Below are 17,376 nucleotides of genomic sequence, written 5' to 3'. Positions count from 1 at the left end.
GGACCGGGGCTTCAGAGGATCAGGACGAGTGCGTAGGCCAGGAAGAACGCCGCGATCAGCACCGCGATGAGGATGATCACGGTCAGCGGGCCCTTGGACCAGCCCTTGGCGGGGTTGTGCGTCTCGCGGGGCAGCGTCTCCGGCATGCTGCTCTCCGCGGGCGGGGTCTCGCCCGGCGGCACCCCGCCGCCGGGCTCCAGGCCGGAGGTGCGTTCTGGTTCGGGATCGGGGCTGATGTGAGTCATGTCGTCCGGGTCCCCCGTCACGCCGAGATCATCAGCGGGACCACTTCCGTATTTTCCGACCCCGAAGGTTCCTGACTCGACTACATTCGAGCACCGCCGATGACGGTACCCGTCGGCAATGTCACACCCCGTACACGTCAGGAGCAGTGCATGCGCGACCTCGCCCTCGCTCCCCCGGCCGTGGCGCCCCTGACCGGCGGGCTCGCCGACAGCGTCTTCGAGACGGCGGACCGCGAGCCGGCCCGGCCGATGCTCGCCCGCCGGGCCGACCCCGCCTCCACGACCTGGGAGGAGGTGACGGCGATCGAGCTGCGCGATCAGGTGGTGGACGTGGCCAAGGGGCTGATCGCCTCCGGGATCGCGCCGGGCCACCGGGTGGCGATCATGGCCCGCACCCGGTTCGAGTGGACCGTCCTGTGCTACGCGCTGTGGGCCGTGGGTGCCGAGGTGGTGCCGGTCTACCCGACGTCCTCGCGCGACCAGGTGGAGTGGATCCTGCGGGACGCCGGCTGCGTGGCGGTGGTCGTCGAGGACGAGCAGGGCGTCATGACGGTCGGCTCGGTGTGCGCGGCGCTGCCGCTGCTGCGCCACGTCTGGCAGCTGGACGCGGGCGCCCTGGAGGAACTGGCGGACCGCGGGGAGCTCATCCCGATCGCCACGGTCGACTCGATGCGCCGCATCGTGCTGCCGGACTCCACGGCCGTCATCGCCTACACCTCCGGCACCTCCGGGCACGCCCTGGGCTGCGCCCTCAGCCACCGCAACCTGGCGGGTCCCTGCGACACGCTGCTGGCGGGCTGGGGGCACACCGCGGCGGCGCGCGGGGAGCAGGGCTCCGTGCTGGCGTTCCTGCCCTTCTCCCATGTGTACGGGCTGATGATCCAGGGGCTGTGCGTGCGCGGTGGGTTGCTGATGGGGCACCAGGGCGATCTGAGCGCCGAGGCGCTGGCGTCGGCGCTGCGCACCTTCCGGCCGACGTACCTCTACGCGGTCCCGTCGGTCCTGGAGAAGATCTACAAGAACTTCCTGCGCACCGCGCAGCAGCAGGGCCACGGCGCCCTGTTCGAGCGGGCCGCGCAGACCGCCCGGGACTTCGCCACGGCCCTGGAACGCCAGCGGCTGGGCCGTGGCCGCGGGCCCGGCTTCGACCTGCGGTTCCAGCACGCCCTGTACGAGCGCACGGTGTACCGCAGGCTGCGGACGGCGCTGGGCGGGCGGGTCCGGCGGGCGACGTCCGGCGGCTCCCCCCTCTGCCGCGATCTGTCCCTCTTCTACGAGGGCATCGGCATCTACGTGCACGACGGGTACGGCCTGACGGAGACCTCCGGCGGGGTGACGATGCAGCCGCTGGGCCGGGAGAAGTCGGGGACGGTCGGGCAGGCCCTGCCCGGCATGGAGATCCAGGTGGCCGAGGACGGGGAGATCCTGGTGCGCGGCCCGTCCGTTTTTCAGGGGTACGTGGGTGACCCGGCCGCCACCCGGGCCGCGCTGCGCGGTGGCTGGCTCGCCACCGGGGACCTCGGGCGGCTGGACACGGAGGGCTATCTGACGATCACCGGCCGCAAGAAGGACATCATCATCACCAGCAGCGGCAAGAGCGTCGCCCCGCTGGCCCTGGAGCAGCGGCTGCGGATGCACCCGCTGATCCACCAGGCGGTGGTCGTGGGGGACAACCGGCCCTGTGTCGGCGCCCTGATCACACTGGATCCGGAGTTCCTGGCGCACTGGCGGGCCGGGCTCGCGCTGCAAGGGGAGATGCGGGAGGCCCGGGAGGAGAACGCGTTGCGGGAGGAGGTCGCCCGGGCCGTGGCGACGGCCAACAGCGTGGTGTCGCCCGCGGAGTCGATCCGGGTGTTCCGGGTGCTGCCGGAGGCGTTCGACGTGACCAACGGGCTGCTCACGCCGTCGATGAAGCTGCGCCGGGACGAGATCGTGCGGCACTACGCCGCCGAGATCGAGGCGATGTACCAGTCACGCAGGCGTCCCGGTCGGCCGAGCACCCCGGACGAACCGTCGAACTGGGACGATTCCGACAACGTGTTCCGCTGAACGACGGCCGGACGAGTAGGCCGGGCCCACTCGGGAACACGCAACAGTGGCGACGCATGAGAAAGGACGACAGCCCTGACGACAGCCCTCGCTGACGCCCGGGCCGGAAAGGCGATATGTCAACCGAGCCGCGTGGGGACGACGCCCTGACCTCCGAGGAGATCCCGAGCCGCACGAACAGCTTCGTGGGCGAGCCGCACGACGTGACAGGTGCGCGGCTGGCCGCGGAGGAGTTCTTGCGTGACCTGGCACGCTCCGCCCCGCCCTCCGCCCCCGAGTACTGGGACGACATCCTGCTGGTGGTGACGGAACTGGCCGCGAACGCGGTCCAGTACGCCCCGGGTCCGTTCGCGCTGCGGATGCGCCGGACCTTCGACGGGGTGCATGTGGTCCTGCACGACACCAGCACCACGGAGCCGGCCCCCCGCCCCTTCGATCCGCGCAGCGGCGGCGGGGGCATCGGCTGGCACCTGATCCACACGCTCTGCGACCAGGTGAGCGTGGTGGCCGACGACCGCGGCAAGGACGTGCACGTGTTCCTGCCCTGGTGAGCTTCACCCCCCGAAGAGCCGGGAGCGTCACGGGCGCGGTGCGCCCGTGACCGGCTCAGGCCGAAGCCGCCTCGCGCGGCGGCAGCCGGTCGTAGTACTCCCCCACGGCCCTCAGATACCCCTGGTCCCTCGTCTCACTGTCGGTCTGGAAGCGCGGCGCCGCCTTGGCGTCCGCCCTGCTGCAGGCCAGTGTGACCTTCCTCCCCCGGGTGTCGATGCCGGTGACCACTCCGGCCGGCACCAGGACACTGCGGCCGAACACCCAGACGCCGGTGTCGACGACCAGGTGCCGCATGTCGTGCGGGGCGGCTTCCCGGTCCACGTGCCCGATCGTGCCGTCGGTCGCGGCGACGGCGTACCCGGTCAGGTCCTGCCCCTCGGTGTGACCGCTGTCCGGCGCGTACGACCAGATTCTGTCGATGGTCACGCTGTTCCATCCTCCCTGGCGATGTGCTGATCGCGTTCGGTGCGGCGGACGCCCTGCGCCCGACCCGTTCCACAGCAGCAATTACCCTGCTGCCGCAAGCGCATTCGGCGCACACACCTGCGACCGCGAACGACTTCCCGGCGGGCCGGTCCCGACGAAATCCGGATGTCGGTGCATGGAGGGTGGCTTCCGGGGTAATCGCGGGGCGCGGTGACATCCGAAGCCCGTCGGTGAAGGGAGGCGCATGAGGATCGGCATTCCAGTCCGGAGAACGACCGGGATCCCCTCGCACCGCGGTCATCCCCAGAGGTGACCAGCCCAGGCCGTAGCACTTGTTGGAGGTATCCGTGCCCCTCGCCCAGAACCCGCTGTCCGTGGAAGTCGAACTGCCCCGTCAGGACGTGGCCCTGATCACGGTCGACGGCTACCTGGACGTCGACACCGCGACCGAGTTCCAGGCCCATCTGGCCAACCAACTCCACCACGGCCGACGGCATTTCCTCATCGACCTCTCGTCCGTGCCCTTCATGGACTCGTCCGGGATGAACATCATCCTCCGGGTGTACCAGGAGACCCGTAAGACCGAGGGCAGCGTGCACGTCATCAGCCCGACGCCGGCCGTGCGGCGCATCCTCGATCTGACCGGGGTGAGCATCACGGTGCCCATATCGGAGAACGCCGACGACGCCCTGGCCCGTGTCGACGCGGGGCCCGGCCTTCCGGAGGAGCCGAGCGTCTGACGGTCCCGATCCCCTCGGGCACGGTGCCGGCGAGGCCGGTGGCCCGGTGCCCTCGCTCCGCCGTGCCCGGACGACGGCCCACCCCTCGCACGCCGGAGGACGGCGGGCGCCAACCGCCGTTCCCCCGCACCGGATCGACTGCCCCGGAGCAGGTGTCGTGCGAGGTCGGCGCATGGTTAGAGTTGTCGCCCGGCAAGTGTCACATCGCCGTCTCGTTGTCAGAAGCGGGCTCGGTCGACGCAACGCGGATGAGGAGAGAAACAGGTGCCGGAGCACGAAGCGGACGGACAACTCGCCACGCCCACCGACGAGGTCAGGGATTTCCTGCACCGCCGACGCGAGCAGATCGCCCAGCGGTGGGCGGACGAGTCCCTGTTCCGCACCGTGTTCACCGTCTCGCGCGACGAGGCGGTGGAAGCGGGCAAGGCAGTCGTGGACGCGCTGGCCCAGGTGGCCGACTCGGGTCAGGTGGAGGACCCGGACGCCGCCGGATTCAGCGGCGTGCGCGAGCAGCTCGGCCGGATGGGCGCGGCCCGGTCCCGTGCCGGGCTGAGCAACACCCAGGTCTCCAGCGAACTCGCCGCCCTGCGGCCGCCCGTGGAGAACCTGCTGGCCGCCGATCTGGAGCAGGCGCCCCCCGAGCATCTGCGGGCCTGTTCGACCGTGCTGACGGTGCTGACGGGCACCCTGCGGCTGGTGGCCATGCAGACCGCGCTGAGCGAGTGGCAGGCGCTCAGCGACCGGCAGCGGATGCAGCTGATGGAGGTGGCCACGCCGGTCATCCGGCTGTGGGACGGCATCGTGGCCGTGCCGCTCATCGGGACCCTCGACAGCGCCCGCAGCCAGATCGTGATGGAGACGCTGCTGAACGCCGTCGTCGAGCAGCACGCGCGGTTCGCGATCCTCGACATCACCGGGGTGCCGACGGTCGACTCGCTGGTGGCGCAGCACCTGATGAAGACGGTCGCCGCGGCGCGCCTGATGGGCGCCGAGTGCATCGTCTCGGGCATCCGCCCCGCCATCGCGCAGACCATCGTGCACCTCGGTCTGGACCTGGACGTGATCACCCGCGCGAGCCTCTCCGACGCGCTGGGCTACGCCCTGCACCAGCTCGGCGCGGACATCGTGAACCCGGGCGCGGGTCAGCGGTGAACGACGCCCGCTCCCGTCCGGTGACCGGGCATGTGCCGGTGCTCCGGCTCGGCGACGTGCTGCTGGTCACGCTCCAGGGGGACCTGCACGACAGCACGGCGCAGCAGCTCCAGCAGGATCTCGCCGAGACGATCTCCCGCACCGGGGTGCGCGGGGTGCTCATCGACATCTCGGGTGTCGAGATCGTCGACTCGTTCCTCGGCCGGGTGCTGGCCGAGATCGCCGCGCAGGCCAAACTGCTGGCCGCGCGCACCGTGGTGGCCGGCATGCGCCCGGCGGTCGCCATCACCCTGGTCGAGCTGGGTCTGACGCTGCCGGGGCTGAGCACCGCGCTCAGTACCGAGGCGGGCATGGAGCTCCTCGAGCGGCAGAACCCGGTGACCCGCCCCGGCAGCCCGCGTCAGGAGAGTCCGTGATGCACACCGCCGCGGGCGTCGAGGCCTGCCTGCCCATCCGGTCGGACATCGACCTGGTGTGGGTGCGCCAGCACGTACGGCAGGCCGCTGCCCGCCTCGGCTTCGGCCTGGTGGACCAGACCAAGCTCATCACCGCGGCCAGTGAGCTGGCCCGCAACACCCTGGTGCACGGCGGTGGCGGGCAGATGGAGGCGACGCGGGTCGGCAGGGCGGGGGTGCAGGGGCTGCGGCTGGCCTTCAGCGACGAGGGGCCGGGCATCGCCGACCTCGACCTGGCGCTGAGCGACGGCTACACCTCCGGCGGCGGTCTGGGGATGGGGCTGAGCGGCGCGCGGCGGCTGGTGCACGACTTCGAGATCGACACCACGCCGGGCTCGGGCACCACGGTGCGGGTGACCTGCTGGGTGGGTCGGCCGCCGCGTCCGCGCGAGGAGGTCTGATGCCGCGCGTGTGGGAGGTGCCGGTGCGCGACGCGACCCGGGTGCGCGACGCGCGGGTCGCGGCGGAGGACGCGGCCGCGCTGGCCGGGCTGGACGAGCGGCGCACCGCGGCGGCCGCGCTGGTCGCGACCGAGCTGGCCACGAATCTGCTGAAGCACGCCGAGGGTGGCCAGGTGCTCGTCGACGTGGTGGCTCCGCCGGTGCCGCGGGACGGCCGCGCGGGGTCCCGGGTCGTGCAGATCGCCGCGATCGACCACGGCCCGGGCATCGCGGACGTGCCCGTGGCGCTGCGCGACGGCTTCTCCACGAGCCGCTCGCTCGGTGCGGGTCTCGGCACGTGCCTGCGCCTGTGCGACGACTTCGCCCTGCACAGCGTCCCCGGTCGCGGCACGGTCGCGGTGGCCCGCGTGAGCACGGCGCCCCGGGGCGGTGCGGCGTCGGTGCGACCCGCCGACGGCGTCGCCGTGGGCGGCCGGTGGCCGATCGCCGAGCCGCCGTTCGGCACGGTGGCCCGCGGAGGGCTGACGGGCCACACGCCGGTCCCCGGCGGAGCGCCGGGCGGCGCCGGTGTGTCCCAGGGCTCCGACGGCGGCCCCGCGCCTGCCGCGGGCGGTACGCAGGGGGCAGGGCGGGGATCCTGCGATGCCCCGGGCCACGCCCGCGTGGGCAGGAGCGCACCGGTCCCTCCTGCGTCCCCCGGCCACGCCCTGCGAAACGCCGGCACGCCGGCCCCGCGGGCGGCGTCGAGTCACGACCGGGCGGATGCGGACATCCCGGCCTCTCAGGCGGCACCGGCCCCCGGGCCCGGCGACACCGACGCCCCCGTCGGTGTGTGGGCCGGCGGGGTCAATGTGCCCTACGAGGGAGCCGCGTACTCGGGGGACGCCTGGGGGTGGGTCCGGTCCGGGGACCGGGTGTCGTTGCTGCTGGCGGACGGGCTGGGGCACGGGCCGGAGGCCGCGCGGGCCTCGTCCGCCGCGGTCACGGCGCTGTACCGCTGGGCCCACCTCTCCCCCGCCGAGTCCCTGGGGCGCCTGCACGACGCACTCAAGGGCACGCGGGGCGCGGCCGTCGCCCTGGCCCAGCTCGACCTGGCGGCGGGGCGGCTGCGTTTCGCCGGCATCGGCAACGTGGGGGCGCGACTGCGCACCGCCGGCACCTGGCAGCCCCTGCTGTCGCGGCCCGGCATCGTCGGGGTGCACCGGCCCGCCACCCTCCGCGAGGCGGAGGCCGACTGGACGGACGACCCGCTGCTGATCCTGCACACCGACGGCCTGCCCAGCCGCTGGACACCGCCCACCGGCCCCGGGCTGCCCGCGGGCGACCCGGCCGTGACTGCCGCCGTGACGATACGTGACGCCGGCAGTCCCGCCCGGCCGGTGCGGGACGACACCGCCGTGGCCGTGCTGACCTCGACCCCGCCGGAACGCCCATGATGCGCACTTGGCAGATCACCACCGTCACCGACGCGGCCCGCGCCCGCATCTCGCTCGCGCGCCTGGCCGCCGCGTACGGTGTGCCCACCGTCGAACGGACCCGGCTCGCCGCCGCCCTCAGCGCCCACCTGCGCCAGTGCCTCACCAAGGGCGGCACCTGGCGGCTCACCATCGACCTGGCGGGCTCCCCCGCCGAGGAGGGGCTGCTGCACGTCGTGGTGACCCCGTCGCCCGAGGCGTGCGCCGCCGGGGAGCCGCTGTGGGAGGTCACCGTCCCCTGCCCCGAGGCGGCCGAGGCCGCCGAGGACGGCACCGTCGCCGACGACCCCGCCGCCCTGTCGGAGGCGCTGCTCGGCGCCGACGAGGACACGGCCGTGGTCCTGGACAAGCTCACCGAGCAGGAGGACCTGGTCCTCTTCCACCGCGAGGAGCTGCACCAGACCAACCAGGGGGTCCTGGCGCTGCACGCCGAGCTGGACGCGGCCGGGCGGGCCCAGCGCGAGGCCTTCGCCGCCGAGCGCAGCGCCCGCAACGAGGCGGAGAGCGCCCGGCGCAGACTGACGTTCCTCGCGGACGCGAGCGCCGTGCTGACGGCGTCGCTGAACCACGAGGAGATCGTGCGCCGGCTGCCGGACCTGCTGGTGCCGGAGTACGCGAGCAGCGTCGACGTGTGGCTGTTCGACCAGGAGGAGGACAGACAGCGCTCGGCGCCGCATCCGGCCGCTGCCGTGGTCGCGGCCCGTACCGGGCGGCCCCAGTACGCCGCCGGCCATCCGGGCAACCTGCCCGGCGTGGAGGACCAGCCGCCCTCGGCGCTGGAGCCCGGGCGGCCGCTGCTGTGTGTGCCGCTGCCGACGCGACGGGCGCCGCTGGGCGTTCTGACACTGTCGCCGCCCGGCGCGCGCTGGGACCCGGACGACGCGGTGATGCTCATCGAGCTGACCCGGCGGGCCAGCATCGCGATCGACAACGCCCGGCGCTTCGAGCACAACCGCGACATCGCCGAGACGCTGCAGCGCGCCCTGCTGACGGAGCTGCCGACCACGCCGGGCCTCAGCCTGGCCGCGCGGTACCTTCCGGCCACGCACGGACTGAACATCGGCGGCGACTGGTACGACGCGTTCCCGCAGCGGGACGGCGGGCTGATCACCGTCGTCGGCGACGTGACCGGACACGGTCTGCACGCGGCGGTCATGATGAGCCAGTTGCGCACCGCGCTGCGGGCGTACGCCGTCGACGGCGACAGTCCGGGCCGGCTGCTGACCCGGCTGCACCGGTTCCTGCACCATCTCCAGCCGGACCTGTACGCCACCGCGGTCATCGCCCGGTTCCACCCGGACGAGCCCACGCTGACCTGGGCCGCGGCCGGGCATCCGCCGCCGGTGCTGCGGCTGCCCGACGGCACCGTGCGCACCCTCGACGCCAAGCCCGGGGCGATGCTCGGCATTCCGCTCACCCAGGAGATCGCCGACCACACGGAGCAGCTGGCGCCGGGTTCGACGCTCGCGCTGTACACGGACGGTCTGGTGGAGCGGCGCGCGCAGGGCATAGACCCGGGGATCGAGCGGCTGGCCACGGCGCTCGGCGGGTTCCGTTCCGCGGAGCTGGACGCGGACCTGGAGGGGTCGGCGGACCGGCTGCTGCATCCGCTGCTGAGCGATTCCGAGCGGGACGACGACGTGTGTCTGTTGCTGTGTCATTTCCAAGGCGGCGTCGGCTCCTGACGGCGGGTCCGGCCGGCCCGTTGTGCACGTGTTCTTCACTCCCGCCTGGTGCTTTTCGGCCAGGGTGCGGGCATGGTGGTGATCGACGCGTTCGTCTGCCTGCCGCGTCCGACTGGCGCACCGGCGGGACACACGGTGGGATCGAAAGGGTGCGAACCAGCGATCCAGGGGCAGTCGGAAGGCGTTCGAGGCAGACCGCCTGGAGCCGCAGAAAGGGATGAACACCGTGACACGACCCAGGATCCTGGTGGTTGGCGCAGGCTTCGCCGGCGTGGAGTGCGTCCGCCGTCTGGAACGGAAGCTCTCCCCGGACGAGGCCGACGTCACTCTGGTGACGCCGTTCGCCTACCAGCTCTACCTGCCGCTGCTCCCCCAGGTCGCCTCCGGCGTGCTGACGCCGCAGTCGATCGCCGTCTCGCTGCGCCGCAGCAAGAAGTACCGCACGCGCATCATTCCGGGCGGTGCCATCGGCGTGGACCTGAAGTCCAAGGTCTGCGTCATCCGGACCATCACCGACGAGACCGTCAACGAGCCGTACGACTACATCGTGCTGGCGCCCGGCAGCATCACCCGGACTTTCGACATCCCGGGGCTGACGGATCACGCGTTCGGGATGAAGACGCTCGCCGAGGCGGCGTACATCCGTGACCACGTCATCTCGCAGCTGGACCTGGCCGACGCGAGCCAGGACCCCGTGGAGCGGGCCTCGCGGCTGCAGTTCGTGGTGGTGGGCGGCGGTTACGCGGGCACCGAGACGGCGGCGTGCCTGCAGCGGCTGACGCATGCCGCGGTCAAGCGCTACCCGCGGCTGGACCCGGGGCTCATCAAGTGGCACCTGATCGACATCGCGCCGAAGCTGATGCCGGAGCTGGGCGACAAGCTCGGCAGCAGCGCGCAGGAGATCCTGCGGCGGCGGGGCATCGAGATCTCGCTGGGCACCTCCATCGCCAAGGCGGGCCCCGAGGAGGTCACCTTCACCGACGGGCGCGTGATCCCGACCCGCACCCTGATCTGGACCGCGGGCGTCGTCGCCAGCCCCCTCATCGCCACGCTCGGCGCGGAGACCGTCAAGGGGCGGCTCGCCGTGGCCTCCGAGATGAACCTGCCGGGCGAGGACGGGGTGTTCGCGCTCGGCGACTCGGCCGCCGTGCCCGACCTGGCCAAGGGCGACGGTGCCATGTGCCCGCCCACCGCGCAGCACGCCCTGCGGCAGGGCAAGCACGTCGCCGACAACGTCATCGCGTCGCTGCGGGGCCGGCCGATGCAGCCGTACGTGCACAAGGACCTCGGGCTCGTCGTCGACCTCGGTGGCACCGACGCGGTGTCCAAGCCGCTGGGCATCGAACTGCGCGGACTGCCCGCCCAGGCCGTGGCCCGCGGCTACCACTGGTCGGCGCTGCGCACCAACGTGGCCAAGACGCGGGTGATGACGAACTGGCTGCTCAACGCGGTCGCCGGTGACGACTTCGTACGGACCGGGTTCCAGGCCCGCAAGGCCGCGCGGCTGAAGGACTTCGAGTACACCGACGCCTATCTGACGCCGGAGCAGGTGCGGGAGCGGGTCGAGGGGCCACGGCCCGAGTAGCACCGGGCCGGGCGGGAGCATCCGCTCGTGGCATGTCATGCTGAGATACGGATCTTGGTGTGAGTCGGGAGAGAGTGCGGCGGCGTGAGGGCAGCGGGACGCGCGGTGCGGGCACGACTGCGGGACCGGATCGCGGCGTCCGACCCCGGTCTGCTGCGTCTGACCGCCGGGTTGCGGACGGTCGGCGCGATCGCGCTGACCGTCGCCGTGCTCTCCCTGTTCGGCGCCGACGTGCACATTCTGGTGGCGGGGGCCATCGCGGCGATGGTCGCCACCTTCGCCATCCGGGAGACGCAGCTCGGCGCTCAGGCGGTGACCCTGGCGCTGGGGCTTCCGGTGGCCCTGGCCTCGGTGTCGCTGGGGGCGGTGCTCAACACGCGGGTCGTGATCGGTGACGCCTTCTTCGTCGTCCTGATCTTCTGCGCGGTCTACGGCCGCCGGTTCGGCGACCGGGGCACCGCGCTGGGGCTGATCGGCTTCCAGGTCTACTTCCTGTCGCTGTTCGTCGGAGCCACCGTCGCGTCGCTGCCCGCGCTGTGCGGTGCCATGGCGCTGGCGTTCGGCTCCAGTGCCCTGATGCGTTTCGCGGTGGTGCCCGCGACGCCCACCGGTGTGCTGCTGCGGCTGCGCCTGGCCTTCCGCGCCCGGCTGGCCCAGCTGGTGTCCGCGCAGCTCGAACTCCTCGACGCCCCGGCCGAGGAGATGGACAAGGTACTGAAGGCGCTGCGCGACGGCACCGCGCGGCTGCACGAGACGGCCATGATGATCCAGGGCCGGCTGGAGGAGGGCACCCCGGACGAGTCGGCGGCCAGGCTCGTGCAGCGCAGGATCGCCGACGCCGAGATCGCCGCCGAGCGGCTCGGGCTGCTGCTGCTGACCGCGCGCACCGCCGAACGGGCCGACACGCTGACCCTGCACCTGCCGGGTGCGCCCGCTCCGACGATCACCGGTCCGGCCATGCCGGACGAGGCCGGGGCCACGCTCCGCCGCGATCTGCTGGCGCTGCACACCCTGGTGCTGCGGTCGGGCGGCGGCGACACGGGCACCGGACTGGCCCATGTGCGCAACCGCCTTCTCGGCTACCGGGACGAGGAGAACCTACCGCCCGCGTCGGCGGCCCTCCAGGACGTCTTCCGCGGCATCGGCGAGTCGGCCCGCTCCGTGCTCGGGCTGCGGATCGCGCTGGACGGCCCCCAGGACGACTCGGACGACTCCCCGGCGACGGCCCGCTCCCGTGAGGAACTGGACGCCGAGGACGCCGCGATCGACGGCGGCGGCGAGGAGAGCGAGCAGGAGGAGCAGACCGGGCTGCGGCGGCCCACCACCCGGGCCGCGGTGCAGGTCGCCGTCGGCTCGTCGCTGGCCATCGTGGGGGGCGAGCTGCTGTCCACGCAGCGCTGGTACTGGGCGGTGCTGACGTGCTGGATCGTCTTCATCAACACGTCGTCGACGGGCGAGATCCTGGTCAAGGGGTACCGGCGGCTGCTGGGGACGGTGTTCGGCGTCGTGGCCGGAATAGTGCTGGCGGGCCTGGTCGGCAACCACACCTGGACGGCGTTCGCCCTGGTCCTGGTGCTGATCTTCGCGATGTTCTACTCGGCGCCGTTGTCGTACACCCTGATGTCGTTCTTCGTCACCGCGATGCTCGGGCTGCTGTACACGCTGCTGCACACCTACAGCCTCGACGTGCTGGTGCTGCGGATCGAGGAGACGGCGCTCGGCGCGGCCTGCGGGGTGGTGGCGGCGGCGCTGGTGCTGCCGGTGCGGACGGACCGCCGTACGAACGAACTGCTCGGCACCGTGCTGGAGCGGCTGGCGGAGGTCACGGAGGCCGCCGTGGGCCAGCTCAGCGGCGGGTCGGCGGACGAGCTGCTGGACAGGGCGCGCGACCTGGACCAGGCGCTGGCGGATCTGCGGGCGGCGACCCAGCCGCTGATGCACCCCGTCACGCCGCTGCGGACCCGGCGCAACACGGCCCGGTACGTGGTGGCGCTGCTGGAGACGTGCGCGTACCACGCGCGGACGCTGGCGGCGACCGCCGAGCTGCTGCCGACGCACCCCTCGATCGCGGCGGACCCGCGACTGCGCGGGGCCGCCGGGCGCACGGTGCGCAACATCGAGACCATCGCGGCCCGGGTCGCCGACGAGCACGTGGGCGCGCAGGTCGAGACCGGGCCGAGCATCGCCTCCCTGCTGGGGTCCGACGCCGGCACACCGCGCTACGGCCGCATCACCGACCGCGTGCTGCGGCATCTGGAGCGGCTGGACGAGGCCGTGGTGGGTCTCGCCCGGCCGCTGGGGGTGCCGGTGGCGGCGCCCAAGGGCTGAGGGCCGTTCACGGATGCGGGCGGGGGCCCGTCAGAAGTCCGTGGGCAGCCCGCTCACCTCGGCGATGCCCCGCAGTTCCTCGGTCTGCTTGTGCCGGTCCCGGATGTACTCGGCTATCTCACCGAGGCGGACCGGGTCGGACGCGGTGGTGGCGTCCGTGACGATCCTGACCGGGCCGGTGTCGTCGACGTCGAGTTCGACCACTTCGTTGTCGAGGCGGCCGGTGACGGCGGTGGCGATGACGAGGGCCACCTCGTCACGGATCTCCTGGGGCAGTTCGTCGTCGGCGCCGGAGTCGAGCGCGAAGTCGAGGCTGGACAGGCGTTCCTCGTCGATCGCCTCGAGGACCGGTTCCACCGCGCGCATCAGAAGGCGGTAGTCCTCCGTGTCCATCCGGATGCGCAGGAGGTCCAGGTACGCGTCCACGGGCCGGCCGTCGCCATGCGGAATCTCGGAATCGCTCATTGGCACCGTGTTCCCCGCCAGACGCGGCTCAGACGCGTCGCCACCGGGCCATCGCGAACGAGAACACCCCGAAGAGCACCAGCCCGGCCGCGACGCAGACCAGCAGCCAGGGGCCGAGGGGGGTGTCGGCGAAGGTGCGCAGGGTGTCGTCCAGGCCCTTGGCCCGATCGGGTTCGTAGTCGACGGCGGCGCGGACGGCGAAGACCCCGGCGACCGCGAACACCAGCCCGCGGGCGGCGCCCCCGGCCACGCCGGTGATGTCCACCAGCTGCCGCGTCCGCCGGCTCAGCTGACCCAGCCGCATCTTGTCGTGGAACTTGCGCAGCACCGCGCGTACGGCGATCCAGCCGCCCGCGACGACGATCCCGAGGCCGGCGAGGCCGACCAGCCACTGTCCGGCGGGGATCTCCAGGGCCATGGCGGTGGCGTCCCGGGACTGCTGGTCGCTGGATCCGCCGCTCTGGTGGCGGCTGACGGCGAACGTCAGCACCGAGTAGGCGACGAAGACGTAGAAGGCGCAGCGGACCGTCGCCATCAGCCGCTTGCGTGCGCTGCGGCCGTCCTTGCCGACGGAGCCGAAGAGCGCTTCGGACAGCCGCCACAGGGCCATGCCGACGAGCCCGATGCCCAGTGCCCACAGCAGCACCGCGCCGAAGGGCTTCTGTGCCAGTTCCTGGAGGGCTCCCCCGCGGTCGGCCTGCCGGCCGGTGTCGCCGAAGGCGATCTGCAGGGCCAACGCCCCGACGAGCAGATAGATCACGCCCCGGGCGGCGAAACCCGCCCGTGCCGCCCCCTCGGTCACCGAGCCCCTGGCCATGCGCCGGGCCCGGAAGCGACCGCTCTGTGCCATCGCACTCGTGTTCATGTCGACCTCCCGGCAGTGCGGATGCCCCGGGTCGGCGTTCACACACCCTGCACACTCCATGGCCGCTCCATGGACCAGGGGGTTCCGGTTCCAGCGCGGTGTCAGGACCGCCGGAAGCTCGTCCCCCGTCCGGCCCGGCCGAGGGTGTGCAGGTGCTCCAGGGCGTCCAGGACCACGGTGCGGTCGTGCCAGGCGAGCCAGCGGCCCGCCTGGCTCCCGAGGGTGTCGAGGGCCTTTGTCTGGGCCGTGGTCAGCGGGTCCAGGGGCCGGTCCACATGGGCTGAGACCATGCCGACGCACAGCCCGGACGCGGTCGTCAGCGGGACGCTGTGGCAGCCCCTGCTGCCCGCCGCGAGGATGGCCTGCCGGGCCGGTTCGGTGAACACCGGGTCGCTCTCGACGTCGCGCACGGTGATCTGGGCGCCGTCCCGGGCGGCCCGCGCGCAGGACGTGCCCTCCTCACCGACATGGGCGAAGAAGTCGACGAAGTCGGCCGTGAGACCGGTGTGCCGCTCGATGCTCAGGCCGCCCCGGGCGGGGTCGCTGAGCTGCACGTTGCCCATGTCGGTGCCGACCACGGCCAGGGTGGAGCTCAGTACGGCCTTCAGGACGGCCCCGCGGCTGCCGGCCCCGGACCGGTGGGCCCGGGTGAACGTCAGCTCGGGCTCCGGGGCGCGGACGCGCCGCGGGAACCACAGGGTCTCCGGGTCGTCGGGGCGCGGTGCGGTCACGAGGACGCCGGCCAGGGTGCGCAGCTTGATGTTGTACCGCTGCGACGCCCGCTGCATCAGGGCGAAGGCGCTCTCCCCGTCGGGCAGGGCGTACCGCTCCTGGACGATGCCCTGTGCCTGGGAGATGAGCGGGCGGACCCGGGCCCGGGCCCGCAGGTCGCGCAGCTCGGTGCGCAAGCGCTCCAGTTCGCCGTCTTCGTGGGCCGCTGCCCGCCCGGCTGTGGACATGGGACTCCCTGGGTGTCGGTGGCGTGACGCGAACGGGCCCGGCCGCGGCTTCCGCCGTCGGCCGGGCCCTCGTCCCGCTCGTCTTCCCCGAAGGGTCAGCGGCACACGCGCATCAGGCGGGCTCCGGGGTGGGCATACGCCCTCCGGCCGCCGGGACGGCCGTTTCCCGGGCCGGTGCGGCCGCGAGCCACCGGTGGGCGGCTTCCAGGGCGCGCTCGACGTCCCGGGTGCCGGTGGAGACGCACAGCGTGTACGCCAGGTCGCGCATCCTGGGATTCGGCTCCGCCGGGCCGCGGGCGGCCTCGGCGGCGGCCAGGGCCTGGTACTCGTCGACGAGTCGGCGCAGCACGGCGGGGTGGGGCCTCAGCATGGTCGTTTCGCTCCTCGTGGGGGTCGGATGGTCAGGCCGTGGTGGAGGGACCGCTGCCCCGGTTGCCGGTCCGCTGCCCCATGACCTCGTCGCGCACCCGGGCGCAGCTGCGGCTGATGAGGCGGGAGACGTGCATCTGGGAGATGCCGAGGTGGTCGGCGATGCGGCTTTGGGTCATGTCCTCGAAGAAGCGCATGTACAGGATGGCCCGCTCGCGTTCCGGCAGCCGGCGCAGGCCTTCCTTGGCGGACTCGCGGTCCACGACGATGTCGTAGGAGGAGTCGGCCGCGCCGAGGGTGTCGGCGAGGCTGTAGCCGTCGTCGTCGGCCGAGAGTTCGGCGTCCAGCGACAGGGTGCTGAAGCTGTCCAGGGCCTCGAGCCCGGCGCTGACCTCTTCCTCGGTCAGGCCGGTGTGGGCGGCGAGGGCCGCCACGGAGGGCTCGGGGCTTCCCGGGTTCTGGGTGAGTTCGCGGCGTGCCACCCGCACCTTGTTGCGCAGTTCCTGCACACGGCGCGGGACGCGCAGGGCCCACATGCGGTCCCGGAAGTGCCGCTTGACCTCACCGGTGATGGTGGGGACGGCGTAGGACTCGAAGGCACCCCGGCTCGGGTCGAACCGGTCGATGGCCTTGACCAGGCCCAGCGCGGCGACCTGGCGGAGATCCTCGATGGACTCACCGCGATCGCGGAAGCGGCCGGCGATGCGGTGGGCCATGGGCAGCCACAGGGTGACCAGCTCGTCGCGGACCGCCTCCCGCTCGGGGCCCTCCTCGAGTTCCGTCATCCGGGCGAAGAGGGCGGCGGTGTCGGGGGCGTCGTCGTGACGCCGACGGGAAGCGGTGGTGGTCGTTTCGGGCGTGCCGGGACGATGGGTGGGCGTTTCGATGAGCATGCGGATTCGCTCCTGAACGGTGGTTTCAGGTGTTGACCGCGGGAAGGGCGCCGCCCGGAACGCCTGGAGGCCTCCGGGGTAGCGATACCGCTCCCGCTGGGGCGCCTCCGGTCCGAAGCACGAATGTGCGTCTGCCCTTGACCCGGGGGAACAAACTCCACTTTGCAGTGCAATCTGGCGGGGACCCGCTCGCGGGGCGTTCAGGACAGGGCTACGACGGCGGTGATGCACTTGCCCCCGGCGGGCAGATCCGACACCCGCACGTCGCGGGAGAGCCGGCAGACGATGGGCCAGCCGTGGCCGCCGTGCCGCAGTCGTCCGTGCGGGTCGGTGCGGGGCACGGTCACCGGCAGCGCGTCACTGCGGTCGCTCACCGAGACCCGCACGCGGGGGCCGTCGACGTCCACCTGGAAGTCGGTGACGCCGCCCCCGTGCAGGATCGCGTTGGTCGTCAGCTCCGACACGACGAGCAGCGCGTCGGACAGGGCGTCCGTGTCGCAGGGGGTGTGGGTGGCCCGGCAGCGTTCGGCCACGGCCCGCTCCACCGCCCGGCGCGCCTCCGCGGGTTTGCACGGGCGGGCACCGTGGGCGCCGGGCGGCTCGTACACGGGTTCGATCATGTGCTCCTCGCACATACTGCAGCTCCTGACAGCACAGACGGATACGGAGTCCGGACCGCGTATCCGGGGCCGCCCGCACGGGCCTGCCCGGGGCTCACGGACCCCTGCTCGC

General features: G+C 72.9%; 18 protein-coding genes. 10 read left to right on the top strand and 8 right to left on the bottom strand.

Annotation, left to right across the window (positions count from 1 at the left end):
- Positions 1-11: 11 nt before the first annotated feature.
- Entirely contained in the window at positions 12-245 is a 234-nt protein-coding gene (locus ACFZDE_RS03585; RefSeq protein WP_390990397.1) for a DUF6480 family protein, read from the bottom strand.
- A 150-nt stretch (positions 246-395) separates the two neighbouring features.
- Between ACFZDE_RS03585 and ACFZDE_RS03580 the strand changes: the two genes are divergently transcribed.
- Both ACFZDE_RS03580 and ACFZDE_RS03575 read left to right on the top strand, forming a co-directional pair.
- Complete coding sequence (locus tag ACFZDE_RS03580; RefSeq protein WP_391197007.1) at positions 396-2,294, top strand: AMP-binding protein; 1,899 nt, start codon at positions 396-398, stop codon at positions 2,292-2,294.
- Between the two features lie 116 nt (positions 2,295-2,410).
- On the top strand, positions 2,411-2,845 hold the full coding sequence (locus ACFZDE_RS03575; RefSeq protein WP_030844024.1) for an ATP-binding protein: 435 nt from the start codon (positions 2,411-2,413) through the stop codon (positions 2,843-2,845).
- A gap of 55 nt (positions 2,846-2,900) precedes the next feature.
- Here ACFZDE_RS03575 and ACFZDE_RS03570 read toward each other — a convergent pair whose 3' ends face one another.
- A complete protein-coding gene (locus tag ACFZDE_RS03570) occupies positions 2,901-3,272 on the bottom strand; it encodes a PRC-barrel domain containing protein (protein ID WP_390990402.1) in 372 nt (123 codons plus the stop codon).
- A 347-nt stretch (positions 3,273-3,619) separates the two neighbouring features.
- On the opposite strand from ACFZDE_RS03570, the gene ACFZDE_RS03565 reads away from it, so the two are divergent.
- From ACFZDE_RS03565 to ACFZDE_RS03530, 8 genes are all read left to right on the top strand, one after another.
- Positions 3,620-4,012 carry an anti-sigma factor antagonist gene (locus tag ACFZDE_RS03565; protein WP_390990405.1) on the top strand — a complete coding sequence of 131 codons (393 nt, stop codon included), beginning with the start codon at positions 3,620-3,622 and terminating at the stop codon, positions 4,010-4,012.
- 264 nt (positions 4,013-4,276) lie between these two features.
- Positions 4,277-5,164, top strand: coding sequence for an RsbRD N-terminal domain-containing protein (locus ACFZDE_RS03560; protein ID WP_390990407.1), 888 nt, complete (start codon positions 4,277-4,279; stop codon positions 5,162-5,164).
- Entirely contained in the window at positions 5,161-5,580 is a 420-nt protein-coding gene (locus ACFZDE_RS03555) for an STAS domain-containing protein (protein WP_390990410.1), read from the top strand. Before ACFZDE_RS03560 ends, ACFZDE_RS03555 begins: the two co-directional genes overlap by 4 nt.
- Positions 5,580-6,020, top strand: a complete 441-nt coding sequence (locus ACFZDE_RS03550; protein ID WP_391197458.1) for an ATP-binding protein — start codon at positions 5,580-5,582, stop codon at positions 6,018-6,020. The genes ACFZDE_RS03555 and ACFZDE_RS03550 overlap by 1 nt, the downstream gene beginning before the upstream one ends.
- The gene (locus ACFZDE_RS03545; protein ID WP_391197005.1) at positions 6,020-7,456 is read left to right on the top strand and encodes a SpoIIE family protein phosphatase; all 1,437 of its coding nucleotides are present in this window, start codon (positions 6,020-6,022) and stop codon (positions 7,454-7,456) included. Before ACFZDE_RS03550 ends, ACFZDE_RS03545 begins: the two co-directional genes overlap by 1 nt.
- Complete coding sequence (locus ACFZDE_RS03540) at positions 7,453-9,180, top strand: SpoIIE family protein phosphatase (RefSeq protein WP_390990418.1); 1,728 nt, start codon at positions 7,453-7,455, stop codon at positions 9,178-9,180. The genes ACFZDE_RS03545 and ACFZDE_RS03540 overlap by 4 nt, the downstream gene beginning before the upstream one ends.
- Before the next feature lie 217 nt (positions 9,181-9,397).
- Positions 9,398-10,765, top strand: coding sequence for an FAD-dependent oxidoreductase (locus tag ACFZDE_RS03535; protein WP_391197002.1), 1,368 nt, complete (start codon positions 9,398-9,400; stop codon positions 10,763-10,765).
- A gap of 84 nt (positions 10,766-10,849) precedes the next feature.
- The gene (locus tag ACFZDE_RS03530) at positions 10,850-13,093 is read left to right on the top strand and encodes an FUSC family protein (protein WP_391196999.1); all 2,244 of its coding nucleotides are present in this window, start codon (positions 10,850-10,852) and stop codon (positions 13,091-13,093) included.
- A 30-nt stretch (positions 13,094-13,123) separates the two neighbouring features.
- Here ACFZDE_RS03530 and ACFZDE_RS03525 read toward each other — a convergent pair whose 3' ends face one another.
- The 6 genes from ACFZDE_RS03525 to ACFZDE_RS03500 form a co-directional block, all read right to left on the bottom strand.
- Complete coding sequence (locus ACFZDE_RS03525) at positions 13,124-13,558, bottom strand: hypothetical protein (RefSeq protein WP_390990427.1); 435 nt, start codon at positions 13,556-13,558, stop codon at positions 13,124-13,126.
- A gap of 28 nt (positions 13,559-13,586) precedes the next feature.
- Positions 13,587-14,423 carry a DUF1206 domain-containing protein gene (locus ACFZDE_RS03520; RefSeq protein ID WP_390990429.1) on the bottom strand — a complete coding sequence of 279 codons (837 nt, stop codon included), beginning with the start codon at positions 14,421-14,423 and terminating at the stop codon, positions 13,587-13,589.
- A 101-nt stretch (positions 14,424-14,524) separates the two neighbouring features.
- Positions 14,525-15,382, bottom strand: a complete 858-nt coding sequence (locus ACFZDE_RS03515; RefSeq protein WP_391196998.1) for an ANTAR domain-containing protein — start codon at positions 15,380-15,382, stop codon at positions 14,525-14,527.
- A gap of 112 nt (positions 15,383-15,494) precedes the next feature.
- Positions 15,495-15,752 (bottom strand): DUF5133 domain-containing protein, encoded by a 258-nt coding sequence (locus ACFZDE_RS03510; RefSeq protein WP_390990435.1) that lies wholly within the window; start codon positions 15,750-15,752, stop codon positions 15,495-15,497.
- Positions 15,753-15,783: 31 nt separating this feature from the next.
- Positions 15,784-16,644, bottom strand: a complete 861-nt coding sequence (locus tag ACFZDE_RS03505; protein WP_390990438.1) for a SigB/SigF/SigG family RNA polymerase sigma factor — start codon at positions 16,642-16,644, stop codon at positions 15,784-15,786.
- Between the two features lie 200 nt (positions 16,645-16,844).
- Positions 16,845-17,279: an ATP-binding protein gene (locus ACFZDE_RS03500; protein ID WP_390990441.1), complete on the bottom strand. Its 435-nt coding sequence runs from the start codon at positions 17,277-17,279 to the stop codon at positions 16,845-16,847.
- Between the last annotated feature and the right edge of the window lie 97 nt (positions 17,280-17,376).

Source organism: Streptomyces sp. NPDC007929 (assembly GCF_042959065.1).
In the GTDB taxonomy this organism is placed as follows: Bacteria; Actinomycetota; Actinomycetes; order Streptomycetales; family Streptomycetaceae; genus Streptomyces.
The sequence above is the reverse complement of the archived record's forward strand: the minus strand, read 5'-3'. Positions and strand labels throughout refer to the sequence as shown.

Excerpts from the sequence above, each read along its gene's own strand:
- ACFZDE_RS03585 (WP_390990397.1), bottom strand. The coding sequence starts at position 245 with ATGACTCACATCAGCCCCGATCCCGAACCAGAACGCACCTCCGGCCTG.
- ACFZDE_RS03580 (WP_391197007.1), top strand. The coding sequence starts at position 396 with ATGCGCGACCTCGCCCTCGCTCCCCCGGCCGTGGCGCCCCTGACCGGC.
- ACFZDE_RS03575 (WP_030844024.1), top strand. The coding sequence starts at position 2,411 with ATGTCAACCGAGCCGCGTGGGGACGACGCCCTGACCTCCGAGGAGATC.
- ACFZDE_RS03550 (WP_391197458.1), top strand. The coding sequence starts at position 5,580 with ATGCACACCGCCGCGGGCGTCGAGGCCTGCCTGCCCATCCGGTCGGAC.
- ACFZDE_RS03545 (WP_391197005.1), top strand. The coding sequence starts at position 6,020 with ATGCCGCGCGTGTGGGAGGTGCCGGTGCGCGACGCGACCCGGGTGCGC.
- ACFZDE_RS03540 (WP_390990418.1), top strand. The coding sequence starts at position 7,453 with ATGATGCGCACTTGGCAGATCACCACCGTCACCGACGCGGCCCGCGCC.
- ACFZDE_RS03535 (WP_391197002.1), top strand. The coding sequence starts at position 9,398 with ATGAACACCGTGACACGACCCAGGATCCTGGTGGTTGGCGCAGGCTTC.
- ACFZDE_RS03525 (WP_390990427.1), bottom strand. The coding sequence starts at position 13,558 with ATGAGCGATTCCGAGATTCCGCATGGCGACGGCCGGCCCGTGGACGCG.
- ACFZDE_RS03520 (WP_390990429.1), bottom strand. The coding sequence starts at position 14,423 with ATGAACACGAGTGCGATGGCACAGAGCGGTCGCTTCCGGGCCCGGCGC.
- ACFZDE_RS03515 (WP_391196998.1), bottom strand. The coding sequence starts at position 15,382 with ATGTCCACAGCCGGGCGGGCAGCGGCCCACGAAGACGGCGAACTGGAG.
- ACFZDE_RS03510 (WP_390990435.1), bottom strand. The coding sequence starts at position 15,752 with ATGCTGAGGCCCCACCCCGCCGTGCTGCGCCGACTCGTCGACGAGTAC.
- ACFZDE_RS03505 (WP_390990438.1), bottom strand. The coding sequence starts at position 16,644 with ATGCTCATCGAAACGCCCACCCATCGTCCCGGCACGCCCGAAACGACC.
- ACFZDE_RS03500 (WP_390990441.1), bottom strand. The coding sequence starts at position 17,279 with ATGTGCGAGGAGCACATGATCGAACCCGTGTACGAGCCGCCCGGCGCC.